Origin of the sequence: Streptomyces cathayae (assembly GCF_029760955.1) — a bacterium.
GTDB classification, from domain to species: domain Bacteria; phylum Actinomycetota; class Actinomycetes; order Streptomycetales; family Streptomycetaceae; genus Streptomyces; species Streptomyces cathayae.
On sequence record NZ_CP121682.1, the window covers coordinates 6,273,586 to 6,295,760 of the forward strand.

Below are 22,175 nucleotides of genomic sequence, written 5' to 3' on the forward strand. Positions count from 1 at the left end.
CGGTCGTACGCCCTTGACAGAGGGATGTTTCATTGTCGACACATCGGGCCGGGTCCGGCGGATTGTGTTGCTGCGGACCGCCGACACGCCATAGAGTCGCCAACCGTCGGCATGATGCCACGCTGACCTGTCTAGAAGTTTCCTGGTCACCAAGGAGGTAAGACGACTTGTGAATGAGTCGACATTTACTCCCGGGGGTGGTCAACCAGGAATGCCTGCACGGGACCGGGGTCCCGCGGGGTTCGCTGCTGTCGGCTCCGTCGCCGTGCACACCTTCGCAGCCCAACAGAGTCAGCAGGCGACTCTCACTGCACACCCGAGCATGGATGGCCATCACGTGAACGCCATGGCCGGCGACGGAAGTGGCGCGCCCCACAACCAACTCGCCGACTACGACGAACTGCCCGAGGGGCATTTCTACGACCCCGACGCCGAGTACGAGCCGGATCCCGAGTACGCGGCCACCCTCGCGCCCGACGCTGCCCGCCAGCGCCGCGAGCGCGTCGGCCCGACCGGCCGTCCGCTGCCGTACTTCCCGATCCCGGGCCCGCTGACCGACCACGGCCCCGCGAAGATCATCGCGATGTGCAACCAGAAGGGCGGCGTCGGCAAGACGACGTCGACCATCAACCTGGGTGCCGCGCTCGCCGAGTACGGCCGCCGGGTGCTGCTCGTCGACTTCGACCCGCAGGGCGCGCTGTCGGTCGGACTCGGCGTCAACCCGATGGAGCTCGACCTCACCGTCTACAACCTGCTCATGGAGCGGGGCATGGCGGCCGACGAGGTGCTGCTGAAGACGGCGGTCCCCAACATGGACCTGCTGCCCAGCAACATCGACCTGTCGGCGGCCGAGGTCCAGCTCGTCTCCGAGGTCGCCCGCGAGTCGACGCTGCAGCGCGCGCTGAAGCCGCTCATGGACGACTACGACTACATCGTGATCGACTGCCAGCCCTCGCTCGGCCTGCTCACGGTCAACGCGCTGACGGCGGCACACAAGGTGATCGTGCCCCTGGAGTGCGAGTTCTTCGCCCTGCGCGGCGTGGCGCTGCTCACCGAGACCATCGAGAAGGTCCAGGAACGGCTCAACCCCGAGCTGGAGCTCGACGGGATCCTCGCCACGATGTACGACTCGCGCACGGTGCACAGCCGTGAGGTGCTCGCGCGCGTCGTCGAGGCGTTCGACGACCACGTCTACCACACGGTCATCGGGCGTACGGTCCGCTTCCCGGAGACGACCGTCGCCGGTGAGCCGATCACCACGTACGCGTCCAACTCCGTCGGTGCCGCCGCCTATCGCCAGCTTGCCAGGGAGGTGCTCGCCCGGTGTCACGCCGAGTGAGTCTGCCGGGGGCCGACGAACTCTTCCGTACGACAGGGGGGACGGCGCTCCAGGCGTCCACGCCGAGGCGCCAGGCGGGCGGCGAGGCCCGGGTCCCCGCTCCCGCGGGGGAGGGCGGCGCGGCCGCGGCCCAGGACGACACGCCGCAGTCGGTGCCCGCGCAGGGTGGCGACGGCGAGGGTGCCGAGCACGTCGCCACGGAGCCCGAGCCGGCCGAAGCCGGCGAGTCCCGCAGCCGCGCCGCGCAGGAGCGCCCCGTGCGACGGCGGGGGGTGCCGCAGGGAGCGGCGGGTTCGGCCGGTTCCGCCGGTACGGCCGCCGAGGGGGCCCCGCGCAAGCGCGCGAGAGCGGCGGCGCGACGGCCCAGTGGACGTGAGCGGCACGACGAGAAGATCACGGTGTACGTGTCCGCCGAGGAGCTGATGGACCTCGAGCACGCCCGTCTGGTGCTCCGGGGCGAGCACGGACTGGCCGTCGACCGGGGCCGGATCGTCCGCGAGGCGGTCGCCGTGGTCCTCGCCGACCTGGAGTCCCGCGGAGACGCCAGCATCCTCGTGCGGCGCCTGCGCGGACGGTAGCGGTAGCCTGCGGAGGCCATGACCTCGAACGACACCCCCGCCACCGGCCACGGCCCGCGGCCCGGCCGCCGGCGCGCGCTGGGGCGGGGGCCGGGGGCCGCGCCGCCGGTGACACCGCCCGCGGAGGCGGGGGCCGAGGGGCCGGGACCGGGGACCGTGCCCGCCACCGAGGACCGGGCTCCGGTTCCGGCGGCCCCGCAGGACGTACCGGATGTACCGGACGTCGGGCGGTCTCCCGGATCGGTACCTGGGACTCCTGAGGCGGCCGAGGGCGCCGAGGAGGGCGACGGCAGGTTCAAGGTCCGGCTGTCGAACTTCGAGGGACCGTTCGACCTGCTGCTTCAGCTGATCTCGAAGCACAAGCTGGACGTCACCGAGGTCGCGCTGTCCAGGGTGACCGACGAGTTCATGGCGTACATCCGGGCGCTGGGACCGGACTGGGACCTGGACGAGACGACCGAGTTCCTGGTGGTGGCGGCCACCCTGCTCGATCTCAAGGCGGCACGCCTGCTGCCCGCCGCCGAAGTGGAGGACGAGGCGGACCTCGCCCTGCTGGAGGCCCGGGACCTGCTGTTCGCCCGCTTGCTCCAGTACCGGGCGTACAAACGGATCGCGGAGATCTTCAGCGGGCGGCTCGACGACGAGGCCCGGCGCCACCCCCGGACCGTGGGGCTCGAGCCGCACCACGCCGAGCTGCTGCCCGAGGTCGTCATCAACATCGGCGCGGAGGGGTTCGCCCGGCTCGCCGTCAAGGCGATGCAGCCCAAGCCCACACCGCAGGTCTACGTCGACCACATCCACGCGCCGCTGGTCAGCGTGCAGGAGCAGGCCGGGATCGTCGTCGCGCGGCTGAAGGAACTCGGCGAGGCCGGTTTCCGGGAGCTGATCGAGGACACCGACGACACGTTGACCATCGTCGCCCGGTTCCTCGCGCTCCTGGAGCTGTACCGGGAGAAGGCCGTCGCCCTCGAGCAGGAGACCGCGCTCGCCGAGCTGACCGTGCGCTGGACCGGCGGTGACGGGGACGTCACCCCCACCGTCACCGACGAGTTCGACCGGCCGCCCGAGCCGCCGAGGGAGCCGGAGGAGCAGTCGGAGGAGCGGTCGGAGGGACAGCCGAAGAAGGAGGAGAAGGCGTGAGCGAGGACACGACCGACGTTCCCGCGGGGCTGCGCACCGTCGCGGACCTCGACCTCACACCCGCCCTGGAGGCGGTCCTCATGGTCGTGGACGAGCCCGTGACCGAGGAGCACCTGGCCAAGACACTGGAACGGCCGAGACACCAGGTCGCGGACGCCCTGCGCGCGTTGGCCGACGAGTACACCGCCCAGGGGCGCGGCTTCGAGCTGCGGCTCATCGCCGGCGGCTGGCGTTTCTACAGCCGCCCCGAGTACGCCGCGGCCGTCGAGGGCTTCGTCCTGGACGGCCAGCAGGCCCGGCTCACCCAGGCCGCCCTGGAGACCCTCGCCGTGGTCGCCTACCGCCAGCCGGTCAGCCGCAGCCGGGTCTCCGCCGTACGCGGAGTGAACTGTGACGGGGTCATGCGCACCCTGCTGCAGCGCGGTCTGGTCGAGGAGGCGGGCACGGAACCCGAAACAGGTGCGATCCTGTACACGACGACGAACTACTTCCTGGAGCGGATGGGCCTGCGCGGTCTGGACGAGCTCCCGGAGCTCGCGCCCTTCCTCCCGGAGGCGGAGGCGATCGAGGCCGAGACCCAGGAAGCCGTACCGTCGTTCGATCCGGACGCTCCGGACCCGGACGACGGTCCCCCTACGAACACGGAATTGTGATGCGAAGCAGCGGCAGCGGCAAGAGCGGCGGACGCGGTAACCCCCGCGGTGCCGGCGGCAACAGGGACCAGAGGCAGGGGCAGGGCCGCCCCGGTAAGCCCCGCCCCGAGGAGCGCCGCTACGAGGCGGGCCCCGGAGGCGTCAAGGAAGGCCCCAAGTCCGGCCGCGGAGGCGCCAAGCCGCCGTCCCAGAAGAGCGGTGGCCGGGGTGGTCGTACCGTCCCCGGGCGTTCGCGCGAGTACGAGACGCGGATCGAGGAGCGCAACCGCGACCGGTACGCGGGCAAGGCGGACGTGAAGCCCCCGAAGACCTTCCCGGGGGCCGAGCAGGAGGGCGAGCGGCTGCAGAAGGTGCTCGCCCGCGCGGGGTACGGCTCCCGGCGCGCCTGCGAGGAGCTGATCGAGCAGGCGCGGGTCGAGGTCAACGGCGAGATCGTGCTGGAGCAGGGCCGCCGGGTCGACCCCGAGAGGGACGAGGTCAAGGTGGACGGGCTGACCGTCGCCACCCAGTCCTACCAGTTCTTCTCGCTGAACAAGCCGGCCGGTGTCGTCTCCACCATGGAGGACCCCGAGGGGCGTCAGTGCCTCGGCGACTACGTCACCAACCGGGAGACCAGGCTGTTCCACGTCGGCCGGCTCGACACCGAGACCGAGGGCGTCATCCTGCTCACCAACCACGGTGAGCTGGCACACCGGCTGACCCACCCGAGGTACGGGGTGAAGAAGACCTACCTCGCGCACATCGTCGGACCGGTCCCGCGCGACCTGGGCAAGCGGCTGAAGGACGGCATCCAGCTGGAGGACGGTTACGCGCGCGCGGACCACTTCCGCATCGTCGAGCAGACCGGCAAGAACTACCTCGTCGAGGTGACCCTGCACGAGGGCCGCAAGCACATCGTGCGCCGCATGCTCGCGGAGGCCGGCTTCCCGGTCGACAGGCTGGTGCGCACGGCGTTCGGGCCGATCGCCCTGGGCGACCAGAAGTCGGGCTGGCTGCGCCGGCTGTCGAACACCGAGGTCGGCATGCTGATGCAGGAGGTCGAGCTCTAGGGGCTTGCCGCCGGACCGCACCCCCTTTTATAGTCGAGTTGACTATAAAAGGGGGTGCGGGTGTTGGACGGCTACGACAAGTACGCCTTCGAACCTTTCGCCGTCACCGTCGACCTCGCCGTGTTCACGATCCGCGGGGGCGCGCTGCACGTACTGCTCGTCGAACGCGGCCAGGAGCCGTACGCCGGCCGGTGGGCGCTGCCGGGAGGCTTCGTCCGGCCGGACGAGTCCGCGGAGAGCGCCGCGCGACGCGAGCTGGGCGAGGAGACCGGGCTGACGGACGTGTCCGGGCTGCATCTGGAGCAGCTGCGGACCTACAGCGAACCCGGTCGGGACCCGCGGATGCGCGTGGTGTCCGTGGCCTTCGCCGCGCTGCTGCCCCACGCTCCCGAGGCGCACGGCGGCAGCGACGCGGCACAGGCCCGCTGGACGCCGTACGACTGTGCGCGCGAGCTGGCCTTCGACCACGACCGGATCCTGGCCGACGCCCGGGACCGCGTCGGCGCCAAACTCGAGTACACCTGCCTCGCCACCGCCTTCTGCCCGTCCGAGTTCACCCTCGGGGAGCTGCGACAGGTCTACGAGACCGTGTGGGGCACCGCGCTCGACCGGCCCAACTTCCGGCGCAAGGTGCTCGCCACCCCGGGCTTCGTCGAGGCCGTCCCGGGCGCCGCGCGCCTCACCGGCGGCCGGGGCAAACCCGCCGCGCTGTACCGCGCGGGCACCGCCGCCATCCTCCACCCACCACTGCTCCGGCCGACTCCGGAAGGACGTCCCGCATGACCACGACCACCGTCACCAAGCGCGCCGCCACAGGCGCGCTCACCGGACTCGCCCTGGGGGACGCGCTGGGCTTCCCGACCGAGTTCAACGACGTCCCGTCGATCCTTGCCAAGTTCGGTCCCTGGCGGGGGACGGACCTGCCGAAGCCGGCGATCGTCACCGACGACACCCAGATGACCCTCGCTCTGGGCAGGGGCCTGCGGACGGCGATGGACCGGGGCGTGCTCACCCCGAAGCGGCTGGAGCGTCCGGTACGCGAGGAGTTCGTGGAGTGGTACCGCTCGCCCGAGAACAACCGTGCCCCCGGCAACACCTGCCTCAAGGCCTGCCACCTGCTGGCCGGCGAGGACCGGCCCTGGCAGGACGCCTCCCAGGTCGGCTCCAAGGGCTGCGGCGCCAACATGCGGGTCGCCCCCATCGGCCTGGCCCCCGGTCTGACCGACGAACAGCGCGCGGGCGCCGCCCAGTTGCAGGCAGCCCTCACCCATGGGCACCCGACCGCGCTCGCCGCCTCCGACCTCACCGCCCACGCCGTACGACTGCTCGCCCAGGGCGCCGAACCCACCGGCCTGATCGGCCTGTTGCGTTCCCACGCCTACGAGAACCGCACCCACTACCACGAGTTCTGGCTCGGCGACCTGTGGACCCGCGCCCAGGACCCCACCCCCGAGCACTTCATCACCCGCGGCTGGGACGAGTGCCTGGACATCCTGGAACGCCTCCAGCACGCCGTGCGCACCGTCTCGCCCGAGACCGACCCGTGCCTGGCGACGGGGGAGGGCTGGATCGCGGAGGAGGCCCTGGCGACCGGCCTGCTCTGCTTCCTGCTCTTCGTCGACGAACCGCTCACCGCCCTGCGCCGCGCCGCCTGCACCGCGGGCGACTCCGACTCGATCGCCTGCCTGGCGGGCGCCTTCGCCGGTGCCCACCTGGGCGCGGACGCCTGGCCCGCCGAGTGGGCGGACCACATCGAGTACCGCGAGGAACTGCTGGCACTCGGCACCCTCTGGGACGCCCGGCCCTAGGGTCTGTCCGGCGGACCATGCCGCAGGAAACCGACGGCGCTTTGTCAGTGCGGGTGAGCGGGTGAGCGGGGGACGATGGGGCCCCTCCCGCTCATGGGGGGCCTTCCCGTTCATGGGCCCCTCCCGCTCGGGCGAAGCCGAGAGTGGGGGAGGAGTCAACGCGGTGGGGGTCCCCTGTTCGGAGAGCTCGGGGGAGGGCGTACCGGCCCCCGCGTCTGCGGCATGATCAGCCGGACAGGTACCGATCCGCCCGGAGGACCGAGGCGTGGCGGGTGCGGATGAGGAAGTCCTCCACCCGCCGACGGTCCGGTTCCGCGGGGAGCGGGCTGTGCCGGACGGCCTCCCCGGCCTCCCGCTCCAGACGCGTCATCCGTGCCTCGACCTCGGACCAGGCGACCTCGCCCCGCTTCACCGCGAGCAGCGACGCGCGCTCCTCGCCCACGTCGATCGTGAGGGTGCCCGTGCGCAGCACGTCGCGGGCGGAGGCCAGCAGACGGAGCAGATGCATCGCGTGCTTCCACCGGGGCGCCCCGTGGACGCGGACGTCGGCCTCCAGTTTGCGGCGCTGGTTGTGGGCGATGGGGGCACCGCCCGCGCGAGCGAAGCCGAGCGTGGGGGAGGGTGAACGTCTCGTGGACCTGGCGGGAGAGGAAAGCACCGCGCAAGGCGAGCAGTTCGCGCCCGGTGCCGTCGGCGTGCTCCACGAGCGGCGAGTGCAGGCACTCCAGGATGTTGGGGTTGGCCCGCAGGGCCAGCTCGCAGAAGCGCTCCAGCTCCCAGCTGAACTGCTCCTCGGCCGGTCCCTCGACATGGGTCGGCGGCTTCTCGAAGCGCCAGAACAGGGGAGTGGGGGCGAGGAAGACGCCCCGGCGGTCGGTGTCGCTGCCCTCCGTGGCCAGACCGAAGGCACGCGACCCCATGACGCAGGCGTAGACGGTGTGGTCGCGGACCAGGTGCTCGGGGCGCATGACCGGGAGCGTAGGCGGTGGCTCACGCCAGGCGAATCGAATTTCCCTCCACCGTGATCTGCTCCGCAGGCAGCGGACTGGTCGCCGGGCCCCGGTCCACCGAGCCGTCGGTGACCCGGAACCGGCTGCCGTGGCAGGCGCAGTCGACGGTGCCGTCCGAGACGTCCGCCAGGAGGCAGTGCTGGTGGGTGCAGATCGCCGAGAAGGCATTGAAGCCGCCCCGCTCCGGCTGCGTCACCACGATCTTCTCCTCCTTGAGGATCACCCCTCGGCCCCCCGGGATGTCGCCGGTCGAGGCCGGTTCCCGGCCTGCGGACGCGCTGGGCGGAGCGGTGTCCGTGGCGGTGTCCGGCGAGGAACCCTCGCCGTTCCCGCCCCCGCCGCAGCCGACGGCCGGTGCCGTCACACCTGTCGCGAGAAGGACCGTGCGCCGTGTCGTGGGAGTGGACGTGTCGTCGCTCCGGGGGAGAGGAAGGACCGCGGGCGAGGCGGAGAGGGCCCCAGCAGTCTGGCACCGGACACGCCGTCCGTCTCGGCGGGCGGGCACCGGACACCGGCCGCGCCCGTTCTGACTAGGCTGGACGACCGACACCCACGTCGGCGGGCCGGTGAGTGAACACGCCGGCACCCCCGTACATCAGCGCACCAGCAAGGAGCATCGTCGTGGCGGTACGAGCGGTCCGGGGCGCCGTCCAACTCGAGCGGGACGAGTCCGGTCACATGGAGGAGCAGGTCGGAGCCCTGCTCACTGCTGTCCTGCAGCGCAACGGTCTGGCCGCGGACGACCTGATCAGCATCTGGTTCACGGCCACGCCCGACCTGCACTCCGATTTCCCGGCCGCTGCCGCCCGCAGGCTCGGCATCGTCGACGTCCCCCTGATCTGCGCCCAGGAACTGGACGTCGAGGGCGCCATGCCCCGCGTCGTCCGCATCCTCGCGCACATCGAGTCCGATCTGCCGCGTGCCGACATCGCCCATGTGTACCTCGGTGCCGCGGCGGCCCTGCGCAAGGACATCGCCCAGTGAGAACCGCACTCGTCATCGGCACCGGGCTGATCGGCACGTCCGCCGCCCTCGCCCTGTCCCGGCGGGGCGTCGTCGTCCACCTCGTCGACCACGACCCGGAGCAGGCCCGTACGGCCGCCGCGCTCGGCGCAGGCACCGACCGGGAGCCGGCGGGCCCGGTGGACCTGGCGATCGTCGCCGCCCCGCCCGCCCATGTGGCCGGAGTCCTCGCCGAGGCCATGAGCCGTGGGGCGGCGCGCGGCTACATCGACGTCGCCAGTGTGAAGGGCGGTCCGCGCCGCGAACTCGAGGAGCGGGGGCTCGACCTGTCGGCGTACATCGGTACCCACCCCATGTCCGGCCGGGAGAAGTCCGGCCCGCTGGCCGCCGGCGCGGATCTCTTCGAGGGCCGCCCGTGGGTGCTCACCCCCACCCGGGACACCGACACCGAGGTGCTGAACCTCGTCCTCGAACTGGTCTCGCACTGCAGGGCCGTACCGGTCGTCATGGACGCCGACGCCCACGACCGTGCCGTGGCCCTCGTCTCCCACATGCCGCACCTGGTGTCCAGCATGGTCGCCGCACGCCTGGAACACGCCGAGGAGGCCGCCGTACGGCTGTGCGGGCAGGGCATCCGGGACGTGACCCGGATCGCCGGCTCGGACCCCCGGATGTGGATCGACATCCTCTCCGCGAATCCCGGACCGGTCGCCGACCTGCTCACCGACGTCGCCACCGACCTGGAGGAGACGGTGCGGTCCCTGCGCGCACTGCAGTCCTCCGACGAGGACAAGCGCCGCGAGGGCAGCACCGGCGTCGAGGGCGTGCTGCGCCGCGGCAACGCCGGCCGGATCCGGGTCCCCGGCAAGCACGGCTCCGCGCCGCGCGTCTACGAGGTCGTGGCGGTGCTCATCGACGACCAGCCGGGCCAGCTGGCCCGCATCTTCGCCGACGCGGGACGGGCGGGCGTCAACATCGAGGACGTGCGCATCGAGCACGCGACCGGGCAGCAGACCGGTCTGATGCAGCTCATGGTGGAACCCGACGCGGCCCCGGTGCTCACCGCGGCACTCCGGGAGCGGGGCTGGGCGATCCGCCAGTGAGCCCCGCCGGACAGCGGGCGGGCGACGGCGTCCTGCGACAGCGCCCGTGCCGGTTCCGGGGCCCTGCGCGCAGCCGGGAGCGGGTAGGGCCGATCGGGGGACCTACACCCAGTAACCTTGTGCAGGGCGGTCACGCCCCGCTCCCCGTCAGCCAGGTCCAGGAAGGTCCCCACTGTGGAAAGCGCCACGCCAGTGATCGTCGCCATCGACGGTCCGTCCGGCACGGGCAAGTCGAGCACGTCGAAGGCCGTGGCGGCACAGCTCGGCCTGAGCTACCTGGACACCGGGGCCCAGTACCGGGCGATCACGTGGTGGATGGTCACCAACAGCATCGACATCGCCGACCCCTCCGCGATCGCCGCCGTGGCCGGCAAGCCCGAGATCGTCTCCGGCACCGACCCGTCGGGACCGACCATAACGGTCGACGGTGTCGACGTGGCCGGTCCGATCCGCGAGCAGGACGTCACCTCCAGGGTCAGCGCCGTCAGCGCGGTCCCCGAGGTGCGTTCCCGGATCACCGAACTGCAGCGCACGATCGCCGGCTCCGCGGTGACCGGCATCGTCGTCGAGGGCCGCGACATCGGGACCACCGTGCTGCCCGACGCCGACCTGAAGATCTTCCTCACCGCCTCCCCGGAGGCGCGCGCCGCCCGCCGCAGCGGTGAGCTGAAGGGCGCCGACCTGCACACCACCCGCGAGGCCCTGATCAAGCGGGACGCGGCCGACTCCAGCCGCAAGACCTCCCCGCTGGCCAAGGCGGACGACGCGGTCGAGGTGGACACCACCGACCTGACGCTGAAGCAGGTCATCGAGTGCGTCGTCACCCTCGTCGAGGAGAAGCGAGCCGGACGGTGACCGGACTTCCGTCGGCGCGGGGTGCCGAGGTGGGGCGGCGGATCGGCGTCGGCCTGATGTACGGGCTGTGGAAGCCGCGCGTGCTGGGCGCCTGGCGGGTGCCCGCAGCCGGTCCGGTGGTGCTCGCGGTGAATCACTCCCACAACATCGACGGACCGATGGTCATGGGCGTGTCGCCCCGGCCGACGCACTTCCTGATCAAGAAGGAGGCGTTCGTCGGACCGCTCGACCCGTTCCTGACCGGCATCGGCCAGGTGAAGGTGGACCGGGACACCACCGACCGCACGGCGGTCTCCCGGGCACTCGGCGTCCTGCGGGAGGGCGGCGTCCTCGGCATCTTCCCCGAGGGCACCCGGGGCGAGGGCGACTTCGCCTCGCTGCGCGCGGGGCTCGCGTACTTCGCCGTACGCGGCGGCGCGCCGATCGTGCCCGTCGCCGTGCTGGGAAGTTCCGGGCGGGGCGGACGGTTGATAAAGGGGCTGCCCCCGCTGCGCTCCCGTGTCGACGTGGTCTTCGGAGACCCGTTCGACGCGAGCGGCGGCGACGGCCGCCGTACCCGCAAGGCGCTGGACGCGGCGACCGAGCGGATCCAGAAGCAGCTCACCGCGCACCTGGAAAACGCCAGACGCCTCACCGGGCGCTAGGCGAAACTGAGTAGTGGATCACCCGGAACCGGGCATTCCACCGACCACGACGGACAACGAGGTACGGACTTCATGAACGACCACATCCAGCCCGACGGCTCGGCCGAGCACGAGCACGATCACGGGGCGCTCGGTGACGCCGAGTTCGCGGAGTTCATGGAGCTCGCCGCGGAGGAGGGCTTCGACCTCGAGGACGTCGAGGGCGCCATCGAGGCCGCCGGACACGGTCCGCTGCCCGTGCTCGCCGTCGTCGGACGCCCCAATGTCGGCAAGTCGACTCTGGTGAACCGCATCATCGGCCGCCGCGAGGCCGTCGTCGAGGACAAGCCCGGCGTCACCCGCGACCGCGTCACCTACGAGGCCGAGTGGGCCGGCCGCCGCTTCAAGGTCGTCGACACCGGCGGCTGGGAGCAGGACGTCCTCGGTATCGACGCCTCCGTGGCGGCGCAGGCCGAGTACGCGATCGAGGCGGCCGACGCCGTGGTGTTCGTGGTGGACGCCAAGGTCGGCGCGACCGACACCGACGAGGCCGTCGTCCGGCTGCTGCGCAAGGCGGGCAAGCCGGTGGTCCTGTGTGCCAACAAGGTGGACGGCCAGAGCGGCGAGTCCGACGCCTCCTACCTGTGGTCCCTGGGCCTGGGCGAGCCGCACCCCGTCTCGGCCCTGCACGGCCGCGGCACCGGCGACATGCTGGACCAGGTCCTGGAGGCGCTGCCGCAGGCACCCGCGCAGACCTTCGGCACGGCGGTCGGCGGCCCTCGCCGGGTCGCCCTGATCGGCCGCCCGAACGTCGGCAAGTCCTCGCTGCTGAACAAGGTCGCCGGTGAGGAGCGTGTCGTCGTCAACGAGATCGCCGGCACCACCCGCGACCCGGTCGACGAGCTGATCCAGCTGGGTGGCAAGACCTGGAAGTTCGTCGACACCGCGGGCATCCGCAAGCGCGTCCACCTGCAGCAGGGCGCCGACTACTACGCCTCGCTGCGTACCGCCGCCGCCGTCGAGAAGGCCGAGGTGGCCGTCGTCCTGCTCGACGCCGCCGACTCCATCTCGGTGCAGGACCAGCGCATCGTCACCATGGCCGTCGAGGCGGGGCGGGCGCTCGTCCTGGCCTTCAACAAGTGGGACACCCTCGACGAGGAGCGCCGCTACTACCTGGAGCGGGAGATCGAGACCGAGCTCGGCCAGGTGACGTGGGCGCCGCGGGTGAACGTGTCGGCCCACACCGGACGCCACATGGAGAAGCTGGTCCCGGCGATCGAGACGGCCCTGGCGGGCTGGGAGACCCGCGTCCCGACGGGCAGGCTGAACGCCTTCCTCGGCGAGCTGGTCGCCTCCCATCCGCACCCCGTGCGGGGCGGCAAGCAGCCGCGCATCCTGTTCGGCACACAGGCCGGCACCAAGCCGCCGCGGTTCGTCCTGTTCGCCTCCGGCTTCATCGAGGCGGGTTACCGTCGGTTCATCGAGCGCCGGCTGCGCGAGGAGTTCGGCTTCGAGGGCACGCCGATCCACCTCTCGGTGCGGGTACGCGAGAAGCGCGGCAAGAAGAAGTGACCCGACGGCACGCAGGGTGAAGGGGGCGGTCCCGATCGGGACCGCCCCCCTTCACCCTGCGTGCCGTAGGCGGCCCCGGTGGCCCTCGGTCAGCTCTCCCGGCGCGGGGCCGGGGGCAGCGCCGCCGGTACGTGGGGCCTCCCGATGGCGTGCCGGCCGACCGCTGCGACCTGCTGCCACTGCGGCTGCTGCCCGGCGGTCTGCCGGGCGCCGCCCGCCCCCGCGCCGTAGGCGCCGTACGACCCGCCGAAGGTCCCCGAACCGTGGCCGACGGACGAGTCCGTACCGGCGGACGGGCTCGTTCTGTGCGGGATGCTTCCGAAAGCGGTGAAGCCCAGTTTGTCCTCGCCGCTGCGGTCGCCCGGCAGTGAGCGGAAGGACTTCACGTACTCGGCGTAGAGCGCGTCGTAGATCGGCGTGGCCGAAGGGCCGCTCGTGGAGTCCTGAGCAGACCGCACCGGGGCGGGGACCAACGGGAAGGCCTGGCGGCGGGGAGCGTCGTATGCGTGCACGTATCTCCCAACGACCCCGCCCGGCGAGGGATGCGGCCCACACGGGGTTTTCGCCGGTCACCGACCGGTCGGCCGTCGTCGGACGGCCGGCTCCCGCCGGCCGTCCGGTGGTCGGCTTCCTTCGCCGGGCAGAGGCCGGTCAGAGGCCGGCCAGCGGCAGTGCCGCCGCGACCAGCCTCCCGTTCGCCGCCGCCCGGTCCAGGGCGTCGCGCAGCAGGTCCTCGCGCGGCTGACGGCCGATCGAGCCGACCGGGGCCGCGAACAGCAGCACCTGCTGGTGCTTGTTGGCGGCCGTTCGCCAGCCCTCGGTGACCTGGAGCGGCTGGTGCGCCTGCCACCAGGCCACCGGCTGTCCGCCGTTCGGGTTCGGCTGGAGCACCGCGTGCAGCTGGCCCACGGCCAGCAGTACCGACCAGCCGTGCAGCACGGGCGGTGTGGTGGACAGTTCGGTCACGGGGACGAAGCCCTGCTCGATGAGCAGCGGCAGGAAGTCGTCGCCGGGCGCGAGCGAACCGGGCCGCGCGACCGGCGCGGTCGGCTCGACGACCAGGGCCGGGTGCAGTTCCCCGGCGATCAGGACCAGTCCGCTGGTCACGCCGAGCACGGCCTGCTCCGGCACGGCCTGCTCCGGTGCGATGTGTCCCGGTGGGACGTGTGCGGCCTGGACGGCGGGTGCGGGTGCGGTGTCGTTTCCGCCGATGGACCGCACGGCTCCCTGGAGCTGCTCCTCGGTGACCTGGACGACCTGCGAGGGCAGGCAGGTGGAATGGGCGAAGGCGAGGACGGCGGTCTCCTCCCCGATGAACAGGACTGTGCTGGTGCGCTCCTGCTCCGGGTCGCCCGGGGTGCGGCAGGAGGTGCAGTCGTAGCCGCCCGGGGCGGAATCTCCGGCGAGCAGGCGGTCGGCTTCTTCGTCGCCGATCTCGGCGCGTACCTCGTCGCTGACGTCGAGCATGCGCGGCACGGGTGGCTCCCTCGGGATGCGGTGCGTGGCGAGGCCGGGGGCTCCCGGCCCGTGGTCCGGGCGGGTCCCCGGCTCATACAGAAGACAACGGGTGATCTGCGGGGGGAGTCACGCCCCGGAGCGAACGGAATCGAACCATCTGGCGCACCCGGTCACTTCCGGCACGGAATCGGACACTCGTCGGCAACTGCCCTCGAAGTCAACGGCGTTGCCCGGACGGAGTGGCTCACGGAACGTCCGGCGTGTCGATCGGTAAATCAGGAAATAGGGGAATAAAGTGGGTGTCCGGAAGCTGACGCTACTTAGGGTAAAGGTGAACTGGCCTGGGAGGACGGGGAGTTGCTTGATCCTGCCGGTTCGGGCGTTGACACGCGGCGTCTCGTGACGTGGTGGCGGCGCTCCGCCTTGGGGGACCCCGAGTCCTTGGAGAGGGAGCTACATGTTCGAATGTGCCGGCAACATCCGCGACAACAACCACGACGATGCCCACGACGGCGCGCGAAAGGCTCAGAAGCCCCGTACGGCGGCGGTACTGGCCGGCGCGGTGCTGCTCGCGCCCCTCGGGCTGCTGGCCGGGACCGGCGACGCCACGGCGGCGGACAGCGGAGTGTGGGACCGCATCGCGCAGTGCGAGAGCGGCGGCAACTGGCACACGAACACCGGCAACGGCCACTACGGCGGGCTGCAGTTCACCGCCTCCACCTGGCACGCGTTCGGGGGCACGGCTTATGCGCCGACCGCAGACCAGGCCACCAAGTCCCAGCAGATCGCTGTCGCCACCAAGGTCCAGCAGGCCCAGGGATGGGGCGCCTGGCCCACCTGCTCGGTACGCGCCGGGGCGACCGGGAACGCACCCGCCGTCGGACCGGCGCCCGCGGGGAAGGACCCGGCGAAGCCGTCGCAGGCGCCGGCGCAGCCGTCGGGCGGCGCGGAGCAGGGCTCGTCCGGCGACTACCACACCGTCCGCGAGGGCGACACGCTGAGCGACATCGCCGGCCGGCACGGGACCACCTGGCAGCGGCTGTACGCCGCCAACAAGGACGTCATCGGCGGCGACCCCGACCTGATCATGCCCGGGCAGCGTCTCGCGCTCTGAACCGCCCGGGCGAACCGGGGCCCCAGGTGAGGCCCGGTCACCCGCGGTGAGACCCGTCCGGTCGGCTGCCGGTACTCGGCCGCCCGGACGGGACCTTCGGCGTCGGAACCGGCGTCAGGTCCGGCGGCTGGGTCCCCCAGTCTCCCCCGGTGAACACCACCGCACCCCGGTGCGGTTCGTGGACGAAGGCGGGCCGGTCGCGCAGTGCGGCCGGGAGTCGCTGTTCGGCGATCACCGCGCACGCGTGGAGCGCGGCCGCGGGCCGGATCTCCCGGGGTGACACGAACCGCACCTGCTTCGACGTACCTCACCTGCCCTGCAAGCCCTGTGGCATCGACCGCGGTCACGGTTCCCGTGTCGGGACCGCGAAGACGGCGGACCATGTGAGGGAAACGCGAGCATTCTGTGTGGTAACGCCTTTGCGGGCATGCGGACGGCGAAATGCATGAGGTCCCGGACGTCCCTTCCCGAACTCGCCGCCGTGTTTATCGATGCTCCCGGCGCGAGGCTCGGGAATTTTCCTCGACTTCCCCCGGAAGAGGCGCCGAACCACCCATTCGTGTGATGGTTGCGGGGATAAACGCCTGTCGTGATCCTGTGACAGAAGTGTGACCCTGGGGGGATCTCGGAGCGTGTTCCCGGCCGGGCCTTCCGTGTCCGCCGGGCAGGGCATAGCGTGACCGTATGGCACCCCTTCCGACACACTCCGCGGAACCCGACGACAGCCCGGACGCCTATGTGGGCCTGCCCGCGGACCGCGCCGAGCGACTCGCGCGCGAGCGCGGCTGGTCGACGGTGCGGGCGCTGCCGCCGGGAGCGATCATCACCATGGAGTACCTCGTGGGACGGCTGAACTTCGAGGTGCGCAACGGCAGCGTGGCGCGGTCCTGGAAGGGCTGAGGCGCGGCGGCGCCCCGGAATCCCCCAGGGTGGTCCGTCAGGGGCGGGCCGACGGCGCGCTGCCGCGCGGATGGCGTTCCCCGTGCGACGGGCGGCGGCTGCCCGTCGGGGTGACCGGAGTGCGCTCCGCCCGGCCCGTGTGCGGGCCGGGCGCCAGGTAGACGGGTGACCGGGTGGCGGAACGGGACGCGGAGACCGGCTCGGGGACCGCGGTGTCCTCGCGGTCGGTGAGCGGCCTGAGCATGACCGGCGCTGCGGCGGGCAGGGGGGCGACGGGCACCGTACGGCCCTGACGCGCGGACCGGCGCTCGCGCCAGCGGTCGCGCCAGTCGAAGATCCGGTCCTCGGCACGGGCGATCATCGGCTCGAACCAGGGCAGTGCCAGCAGGATCAGCAGGCCGGCCACCCAGCCGAGCAGTACGTCGCTCAGCCAGTGGGTGCCGAGGTAGACGGTGGACAGACCGACACCGAGCGAGGTCACCGCGGACAGGGCGGACAGCCAGCGCCGTGCTCTCGGAGTGGAGGCCAGATAGGCCAGGATTCCCCAGGTCACCACGGCGTTGGCGGTGTGACCGCTGGGAAATATGCTGCCGCCGAGCCACATCTCGCTGGATCCGATCTCGGTGGCGTAGTGCGGTCCGAGGCGCCCCATGCCGTACTTCGCGGCACCGACGGTGATGTTGAGCAGCAGCAGGGAGACTCCGAGCGCGAGCAGCGGGCGCAGCGTGTGCTGCCGCCAGGAGCGCCAGCCCAGCCAGGCGGCGACCATCACCGCGGTCGGGCCGCGCTGGCCGAGCACCACGTAGTAGTCGACGAAGGCGTGGAGCTGTGCCCACTGCTCGTAGGGACGGAAGAACATCACCCGCCAGTCCAGCCGGACCAGCCAGGAGGTGATGACGACGGCCCACACGATCGCCACGTAGAAGGCCAGGGTGGAGCCGAAGAGCACCGTCCGGTGCCGGCTCATTCGGGGCATGTCGATGTGAGCCGGTCGTTCCGGCTCACGGTCCAGCCTCGCGAACACCCGGTCCAGACGGGTGGGCTTACGTTCGGTACGCACCCAATCGACGTTACAGGGAGTGAACGCGCAGTCCCGCCGAATCGGCGGCTTTGTGATGACGATGTGATGTGGGATCGCTCTCAAGGTGACCTTTATTCTTGGCGAATCGACAATCCCCGGGCAATGTTTCCCTCAATTCTTTTGATCATTCGGGGGCGTGAATTTATCGCGCTTTGGGAATTCGTTCACCAGGGGATGGCGCGGAATTTCTCCGGTGCTCACCGCCGGTGGGCGGGGCGGGAGCGGCTCAGGGTGGACCGGAACCGTTCAGCCAGAAGGCGCCGTAGACCGCCGAGGCCACCGCGGCGGACGCCACCACCAGTGCCGACCTGGGCGTACGCAGCCGGGCCAGGCCCTGCGCCAGGGGCAGCAGCAACGGGAAGGCGGGCATGAGCAGACGCGGCTTCGAACCGAAGTAGCTCGACGCGCACAGGGCGAGGGCGGTGACGACACCGGCGTACACCAGCAGCGGGAGCGGCTGGCGCTGCCGTACACAGATCACGTACAGCCACACCAGCAGGCCGACCCCGAGGACCAGTCCGAGCCCCGCCGGGGCCGAGGGAAACGACGTGAACTTCTCGAGGGTGAACCGGGCGAAGGCATAACCCCCGTCGAACCCGTTCCGCCATCCGGCCTGCACATCGAGATACCCGAACGGCCCCTTCCCGGTCCGGTGGCCGACCCACAGAACGTAACCGGCGGCGCCGAGCGGAGCGAGGAACATGCCGAGCGCCCGGCGGACGCGGACGCCGGGGGCGCCCGGCGGCACGTGCGCGCCCTCGGGTGCGGGAACGCGCCGGGTGTCCTGGTGCGGGGCGGCGCGTTCCCCGGAGCGCGCGCCGCCCACCGCTGCCGCCCGCAGGCTTCCCCCGAACGAGCGGAAGCCTGCGGGGAGGCGACGGCCGTGCGCGAGGGAGGCGATGCCCGCCACCCAGACCGCCGCGACCACCGCCAGCCCCACCGGGCGGGTCAGACCGGCCAGACCCGCCAGTCCCCCGGCCACCACCCAGCGCCCGGTCAGCACCGCGTACAACGACCACGCGGCGAGTGCCGTGAACAGGGACTCGCTGTACGCCATCGACTGGACGACAGCGACCGGCAGCACGGCCCAGAGCAGCACCGCGCACACCCCGATCCGCGGCCCGTACACGTGGTCCGCCACCGCGAAGATCCCCCAGGCGGCGGCGAGCGAGGCCAGCACGGCGACGACGAAGCCCCCGTCGGCGTACGACAGCGGGGACACCGCCGCCAGCAGCCGCTCCAGCCAGGGAAGCAGGGGGAAGAAGGCCAGGTTCGAGTGCACGTCCCCGTTCGGGAGGTGCACCTCGTAGCCGTACCCCAGCTCGGCGATCCGCGTGTACCAGAGCGCGTCCCAGCGGGCCGTCAGCAGGGTGTAGGCGCTCTTGCCGCGCGCCTCGCTCCACAGCACCAGGACGGCCAGACCCAGGGCGCGCACGGCCGCGTACCCGAGGAGCGCCGGCGCGGCCCGGCGCAGCGGGCCGGGACAGGACGGCGGGCCGGGGCGGAACGGCAGGGCGCGCGTCTCGAGATCGGTCACGGGCCCGATTATCGGCGGGCGCGGGGCGGGGCGGTCCGGCGGAGCGCCCGGCCCTCCGGGGCGGGCCCGCCCACCCGGACGGGCGGCCCGGCAGGGCGTACGGGCCCGGGAGGCGACCGGAAGGCGCCGGAAGCGACCGGAGGCGGCCCGGAGAAAAGTGGTGTACGCCACATGCTTCTGCCGAATCTGTGAGAGGTCCGCCACTCGATACCGCCGTTCCCTCGCGTACTCTGACGTGTCACTCGCCGTTCGTTGCGCAGGCCGGAGGCCACACCGCTCCTCTCCGGCCGAGCCACGGGGAAGTCCCCGCCCCGTGAGCCCGCCGAGCGCGAGGGAACATCTGGGAGGTCTGTGCATGTCCGGGACGACCACGGCCGCCGCGCTGCGCCGTAGGGCGGCCGGGGCCGGTGCCAACCGCTGGGTGGTGCTCGTCGTCCTCTGCACCAGCCTGCTGCTCGTGGCCGTCGACGCGACCGTGCTGCACGTGGCGGTCCCCGCGGTCACGGAGGACCTCAGGCCCGGCGGGATGGAACTGCTCTGGATCGTCGACTCCTACCCGCTGGTCTGCGCCTCGCTGCTGATCCTGTTCGGCACCCTGGGCGACCGGGTCGGGCGCAGACGCGTACTCCTGCTCGGCTACGCCCTGTTCGGCGTCGCCTCCGGCATCGCGGCCCTCGCGGACAACGCGCAGGTGCTGATCGCGGCGCGGGTGCTGCTGGGCGTCGGCGGCGCGATGATCATGCCCGCGACGCTGTCGATCCTGCGGCAGGTCTTTCCGGACCGGCGCGAGCGGGCGCTCGCCATCGGCGTCTGGAGCGCGGTCGCCGCGGTCGGCGCGGCGGTCGGCCCCCTGCTCGGCGGGTTCCTGCTGGAGCACTTCTGGTGGGGCTCGGTCTTCCTCATCAACATTCCGCTGATGCTGGTCAGCCTCCCGGTGGGGCGGATCCTGCTGCCGGAGTCGAAGGGTGAGGGCAGCGGCCCCTGGGACGTGGTGGGCGCGCTGATGGCCGCCGCCGGGCTGTTCGCGGTGGTCCTGGGCGTGAAGCGGCTCGGCGGCGCATCCGCCGCCGACGGCGGTGTGTGGACCGCCCTGACGCTGGTCGCGGGCGCCGCCCTGCTCTCCGTCTTCGTCCGCAGGCAGCGGCGACGCGCGCACCCGCTGGTCGACCTGCGGATGTTCGCCCGGCCGGCGTTCAGTACGTCGGTGGGCTGCATCGTGCTGGCGATGCTCGCCCTGGTGGGCCTGGAGCTGATCGCCGCGCAGTACCTCCAGCTCGTCCTGGGGCTGTCCCCGCTGGAGACCGGGCTGCGCCTGCTGCCGCTGACGTTCGCGGCGATGGCGGCGGGGCTGGCGGGTGCGCGGCTGCTGCGCAGGTTCGGGCCGCGCCGCATGGTCTGCTTCGGCTTCTGTCTGACGGCCGTCGCGGTGCTGCTGCTGACCGGGATGGGCGGGCAGGACAACCGCACCCTGCTGCTGAGCGGATTCGTCCTGCTCGGCTTCGGCCTGGAGACCACCCTGTTCGGGGCGTACGAGTCGATGCTGAGCGAAGCGCCCCCGGAACAGGCGGGCGGGGCCGCAGCCATAGGCGAGACCTCGTACCAACTGGGCGCCGGCATCGGGATCGCGCTCCTCGGCAGCGTCATGAACGCCGTCTACGCGCCCGGCCTCACCGGTGTTCCCGGGGTGCCCGCGTCGGCGTCCACGGCGGCGGGGCACTCGCTGGGGGAGGCCCACCAGGTCGCCGCCCAACTCGGCGGGCCCGCCGGAGCCGCCCTGCTGGACGCGGCGCGCCACGCCTTCGTGCACGGGCTGCATGTGACCCTGCTGGTCAGCGCCGGCCTGCTGCTGCTCGGGGCCGCGATGGCGCTGTGGCTGCCGCGGGCGATGCACTGCGAGACGGCGACGGCAGGGGAAACGCCCGCGGATGTGCCGGCCGAGGCATCCACGGACGTGCCCGCCGATGGACTTTCGGAGGCATCGGGCAAAGCCGTCGACGTGCCCGCCCCGCGAGCGGCCGCGGACTCCCACGTCCCGGTGTGAGGCACACCGCCGCCGGGCCGGGTGGACGTGCGCGGCACCGCGTCGTAACGTCGGGTCGGTCCGAGCCGTGACTAGCAACGCTAGTTAACCAGTGCGCCGGTCGGCTCCGCCCCGGTCAGATCCCCCGGAGGGTGTCCCATGTCCGCCCCATCGAAGTCATCGAAGCTGCCCCCCTTCGACCCGGCCGACCCGCTGGGCCTGGACGACCTGCTGGAGCCGGAGGACCTGGCGGTCCGGGACACCGTGCGCGCCTGGGCGGGCGACCGGGTGCTGCCCCATGTCGCCGACTGGTACGAGAAGGGCGAACTGCCCGGCATCCGGGAGCTGGCCCGGGAGCTCGGCGGGATCGGTGCGCTCGGCATGCCCCTGCGCGGCTACGGCTGTGCGGGTGCCTCGGCCGTGCAGTACGGGCTCGCCTGCCTGGAACTGGAGGCCGCCGACTCCGGCATCCGGTCCCTGGTCTCCGTACAGGGCTCGCTCGCCATGTACGCGATCCACCGGTTCGGCAGTGAGGAGCAGAAGCAGCGGTGGCTGCCGGAGATGGCCGCCGGTGAGGTCATCGGCTGCTTCGGGCTCACCGAACCCGACCACGGCTCCGACCCCGCGGCCATGCGGACGTACGCCAAGCGCGACGGCGGGGACTGGGTCCTGAACGGTCGCAAGATGTGGATCACCAACGGGTCCGTGGCCGGTGTCGCCGTGGTGTGGGCGCAGACCGACGACGGAATCCGCGGGTTCGTGGTGCCCACCGACAGCGCCGGGTTCTCGGCACCGGAGATCAAGCACAAGTGGTCGCTGCGCGCCTCCGTCACCAGCGAACTGGTCCTCGACGAGGTGCGGCTGCCCGCCGACGCCGTACTGCCCGAGGTGACCGGGCTGCGCGGACCGCTCAGCTGCCTGACGCACGCCCGGTACGGGATCGTCTGGGGCGCGATGGGCGCGGCGCGCGCCTGCTTCGAGGCCGCCGTCGACTACGCGAAGTCGCGGGAGCAGTTCGGGCGGCCCATCGGCGGGTTCCAGCTGACGCAGGCCAAACTCGCCGACATGGCGGTCGAACTGCACAAGGGGACACTGCTCGCCCATCATCTCGGGCGGCGCATGGACGCCGGCCGCCTGCGTCCCGAGCAGGTCAGCTTCGGCAAGTTGAACAACGTCCGTGAGGCCATCGACATCTGCCGCACGGCCCGCACCATCCTCGGCGCCAACGGGATCTCGCTCGAATACCCCGTGATGCGGCACGCGACGAACCTCGAATCGGTGCTCACCTACGAGGGCACCGTGGAGATGCACCAGCTGGTGCTGGGCAAGGCGTTCACCGGGATCGACGCGTTCCGGTAGGCCCGGTGGGGGC

Annotated in this window: 21 protein-coding genes and 1 pseudogene; 16 read left to right on the plus strand and 6 right to left on the minus strand. The window is 72.0% G+C overall.

The window, feature by feature from the left end:
• Positions 1-211 precede the first annotated feature (211 nt).
• Genes PYS65_RS28620 through PYS65_RS28650 form a run of 7 tightly spaced genes read left to right on the plus strand, consistent with a single transcriptional unit; the run spans position 212 to position 6,567 of the window.
• Positions 212-1,339 carry a ParA family protein gene (locus PYS65_RS28620; protein ID WP_202280511.1) on the plus strand — a complete coding sequence of 376 codons (1,128 nt, stop codon included), beginning with the start codon at positions 212-214 and terminating at the stop codon, positions 1,337-1,339.
• Entirely contained in the window at positions 1,324-1,917 is a 594-nt protein-coding gene (locus PYS65_RS28625; RefSeq protein ID WP_279336828.1) for a hypothetical protein, read from the plus strand. Before PYS65_RS28620 ends, PYS65_RS28625 begins: the two co-directional genes overlap by 16 nt.
• Before the next feature lie 18 nt (positions 1,918-1,935).
• On the plus strand, positions 1,936-3,057 hold the full coding sequence (locus PYS65_RS28630) for a segregation and condensation protein A (RefSeq protein ID WP_279336829.1): 1,122 nt from the start codon (positions 1,936-1,938) through the stop codon (positions 3,055-3,057).
• A complete protein-coding gene (gene scpB / locus PYS65_RS28635; protein ID WP_279336830.1) occupies positions 3,054-3,710 on the plus strand; it encodes an SMC-Scp complex subunit ScpB in 657 nt (218 codons plus the stop codon). The genes PYS65_RS28630 and scpB overlap by 4 nt, the downstream gene beginning before the upstream one ends.
• Positions 3,710-4,759: a pseudouridine synthase gene (locus PYS65_RS28640; RefSeq protein ID WP_279336831.1), complete on the plus strand. Its 1,050-nt coding sequence runs from the start codon at positions 3,710-3,712 to the stop codon at positions 4,757-4,759. The genes scpB and PYS65_RS28640 overlap by 1 nt, the downstream gene beginning before the upstream one ends.
• A gap of 54 nt (positions 4,760-4,813) precedes the next feature.
• The gene (locus PYS65_RS28645) at positions 4,814-5,542 is read left to right on the plus strand and encodes an NUDIX hydrolase (protein WP_423836132.1); all 729 of its coding nucleotides are present in this window, start codon (positions 4,814-4,816) and stop codon (positions 5,540-5,542) included.
• Complete coding sequence (locus PYS65_RS28650; RefSeq protein ID WP_279336832.1) at positions 5,539-6,567, plus strand: ADP-ribosylglycohydrolase family protein; 1,029 nt, start codon at positions 5,539-5,541, stop codon at positions 6,565-6,567. The genes PYS65_RS28645 and PYS65_RS28650 overlap by 4 nt, the downstream gene beginning before the upstream one ends.
• Positions 6,568-6,793: 226 nt before the next feature.
• Here PYS65_RS28650 and PYS65_RS28655 read toward each other — a convergent pair.
• Positions 6,794-7,535, minus strand: a pseudogene (locus PYS65_RS28655) (nucleotidyltransferase domain-containing protein).
• A 22-nt stretch (positions 7,536-7,557) separates the two neighbouring features.
• Complete coding sequence (locus PYS65_RS28660) at positions 7,558-7,941, minus strand: Rieske (2Fe-2S) protein (RefSeq protein WP_279336833.1); 384 nt, start codon at positions 7,939-7,941, stop codon at positions 7,558-7,560.
• A gap of 257 nt (positions 7,942-8,198) precedes the next feature.
• Between PYS65_RS28660 and aroH the strand changes: the two genes are divergently transcribed.
• From aroH to der, 5 genes are all read left to right on the plus strand, one after another.
• Positions 8,199-8,561, plus strand: a complete 363-nt coding sequence (gene aroH, locus PYS65_RS28665; protein ID WP_279336834.1) for a chorismate mutase — start codon at positions 8,199-8,201, stop codon at positions 8,559-8,561.
• Positions 8,558-9,643, plus strand: coding sequence for a prephenate dehydrogenase (locus PYS65_RS28670; protein ID WP_279336835.1), 1,086 nt, complete (start codon positions 8,558-8,560; stop codon positions 9,641-9,643). The genes aroH and PYS65_RS28670 overlap by 4 nt, the downstream gene beginning before the upstream one ends.
• A gap of 174 nt (positions 9,644-9,817) precedes the next feature.
• Complete coding sequence (gene cmk, locus PYS65_RS28675; protein ID WP_279336836.1) at positions 9,818-10,498, plus strand: (d)CMP kinase; 681 nt, start codon at positions 9,818-9,820, stop codon at positions 10,496-10,498.
• Complete coding sequence (locus PYS65_RS28680) at positions 10,495-11,142, plus strand: lysophospholipid acyltransferase family protein (RefSeq protein ID WP_279336837.1); 648 nt, start codon at positions 10,495-10,497, stop codon at positions 11,140-11,142. The genes cmk and PYS65_RS28680 overlap by 4 nt, the downstream gene beginning before the upstream one ends.
• Positions 11,143-11,214: 72 nt before the next feature.
• The gene (gene der / locus PYS65_RS28685) at positions 11,215-12,693 is read left to right on the plus strand and encodes a ribosome biogenesis GTPase Der (RefSeq protein WP_279336838.1); all 1,479 of its coding nucleotides are present in this window, start codon (positions 11,215-11,217) and stop codon (positions 12,691-12,693) included.
• Between the two features lie 89 nt (positions 12,694-12,782).
• Here the strand turns inward: der and PYS65_RS28690 are convergent, their stop codons facing one another.
• Both PYS65_RS28690 and PYS65_RS28695 read right to left on the minus strand, forming a co-directional pair.
• Positions 12,783-13,205 carry a hypothetical protein gene (locus PYS65_RS28690; RefSeq protein WP_279336839.1) on the minus strand — a complete coding sequence of 141 codons (423 nt, stop codon included), beginning with the start codon at positions 13,203-13,205 and terminating at the stop codon, positions 12,783-12,785.
• Positions 13,206-13,344: 139 nt separating this feature from the next.
• On the minus strand, positions 13,345-14,169 hold the full coding sequence (locus tag PYS65_RS28695; protein WP_279336840.1) for a hypothetical protein: 825 nt from the start codon (positions 14,167-14,169) through the stop codon (positions 13,345-13,347).
• Positions 14,170-14,608: 439 nt separating this feature from the next.
• On the opposite strand from PYS65_RS28695, the gene PYS65_RS28700 reads away from it, so the two are divergent.
• Together PYS65_RS28700 and PYS65_RS28710 are read left to right on the plus strand one after the other, a co-directional pair.
• Positions 14,609-15,265 carry a LysM peptidoglycan-binding domain-containing protein gene (locus tag PYS65_RS28700; protein ID WP_279336841.1) on the plus strand — a complete coding sequence of 219 codons (657 nt, stop codon included), beginning with the start codon at positions 14,609-14,611 and terminating at the stop codon, positions 15,263-15,265.
• Positions 15,266-15,949: 684 nt separating this feature from the next.
• A complete protein-coding gene (locus PYS65_RS28710; protein WP_279336842.1) occupies positions 15,950-16,165 on the plus strand; it encodes an I78 family peptidase inhibitor in 216 nt (71 codons plus the stop codon).
• Between the two features lie 37 nt (positions 16,166-16,202).
• Here PYS65_RS28710 and PYS65_RS28715 read toward each other — a convergent pair whose 3' ends face one another.
• Positions 16,203-17,225, minus strand: coding sequence for a phosphatase PAP2 family protein (locus PYS65_RS28715; RefSeq protein WP_279336843.1), 1,023 nt, complete (start codon positions 17,223-17,225; stop codon positions 16,203-16,205).
• Between the two features lie 247 nt (positions 17,226-17,472).
• On the minus strand, positions 17,473-18,783 hold the full coding sequence (locus PYS65_RS28720; protein WP_279336844.1) for a glycosyltransferase family 39 protein: 1,311 nt from the start codon (positions 18,781-18,783) through the stop codon (positions 17,473-17,475).
• Positions 18,784-19,138: 355 nt separating this feature from the next.
• Between PYS65_RS28720 and PYS65_RS28725 the strand changes: the two genes are divergently transcribed.
• Positions 19,139-20,824 (plus strand): MFS transporter, encoded by a 1,686-nt coding sequence (locus PYS65_RS28725; protein ID WP_279336845.1) that lies wholly within the window; start codon positions 19,139-19,141, stop codon positions 20,822-20,824.
• A gap of 138 nt (positions 20,825-20,962) precedes the next feature.
• Positions 20,963-22,162, plus strand: coding sequence for an acyl-CoA dehydrogenase family protein (locus PYS65_RS28730; protein ID WP_279336846.1), 1,200 nt, complete (start codon positions 20,963-20,965; stop codon positions 22,160-22,162).
• Positions 22,163-22,175: the final 13 nt, after the last annotated feature.

Excerpts from the sequence above, each read along its gene's own strand:
- PYS65_RS28630 (WP_279336829.1), top strand. The coding sequence starts at position 1,936 with ATGACCTCGAACGACACCCCCGCCACCGGCCACGGCCCGCGGCCCGGC.
- PYS65_RS28700 (WP_279336841.1), top strand. The coding sequence starts at position 14,609 with ATGTTCGAATGTGCCGGCAACATCCGCGACAACAACCACGACGATGCC.
- PYS65_RS28640 (WP_279336831.1), top strand. The coding sequence starts at position 3,710 with ATGCGAAGCAGCGGCAGCGGCAAGAGCGGCGGACGCGGTAACCCCCGC.
- PYS65_RS28710 (WP_279336842.1), top strand. The coding sequence starts at position 15,950 with ATGGCACCCCTTCCGACACACTCCGCGGAACCCGACGACAGCCCGGAC.
- PYS65_RS28730 (WP_279336846.1), top strand. The coding sequence starts at position 20,963 with ATGTCCGCCCCATCGAAGTCATCGAAGCTGCCCCCCTTCGACCCGGCC.
- der (WP_279336838.1), top strand. The coding sequence starts at position 11,215 with ATGAACGACCACATCCAGCCCGACGGCTCGGCCGAGCACGAGCACGAT.
- PYS65_RS28620 (WP_202280511.1), top strand. The coding sequence starts at position 212 with ATGCCTGCACGGGACCGGGGTCCCGCGGGGTTCGCTGCTGTCGGCTCC.
- PYS65_RS28725 (WP_279336845.1), top strand. The coding sequence starts at position 19,139 with ATGTCCGGGACGACCACGGCCGCCGCGCTGCGCCGTAGGGCGGCCGGG.
- PYS65_RS28650 (WP_279336832.1), top strand. The coding sequence starts at position 5,539 with ATGACCACGACCACCGTCACCAAGCGCGCCGCCACAGGCGCGCTCACC.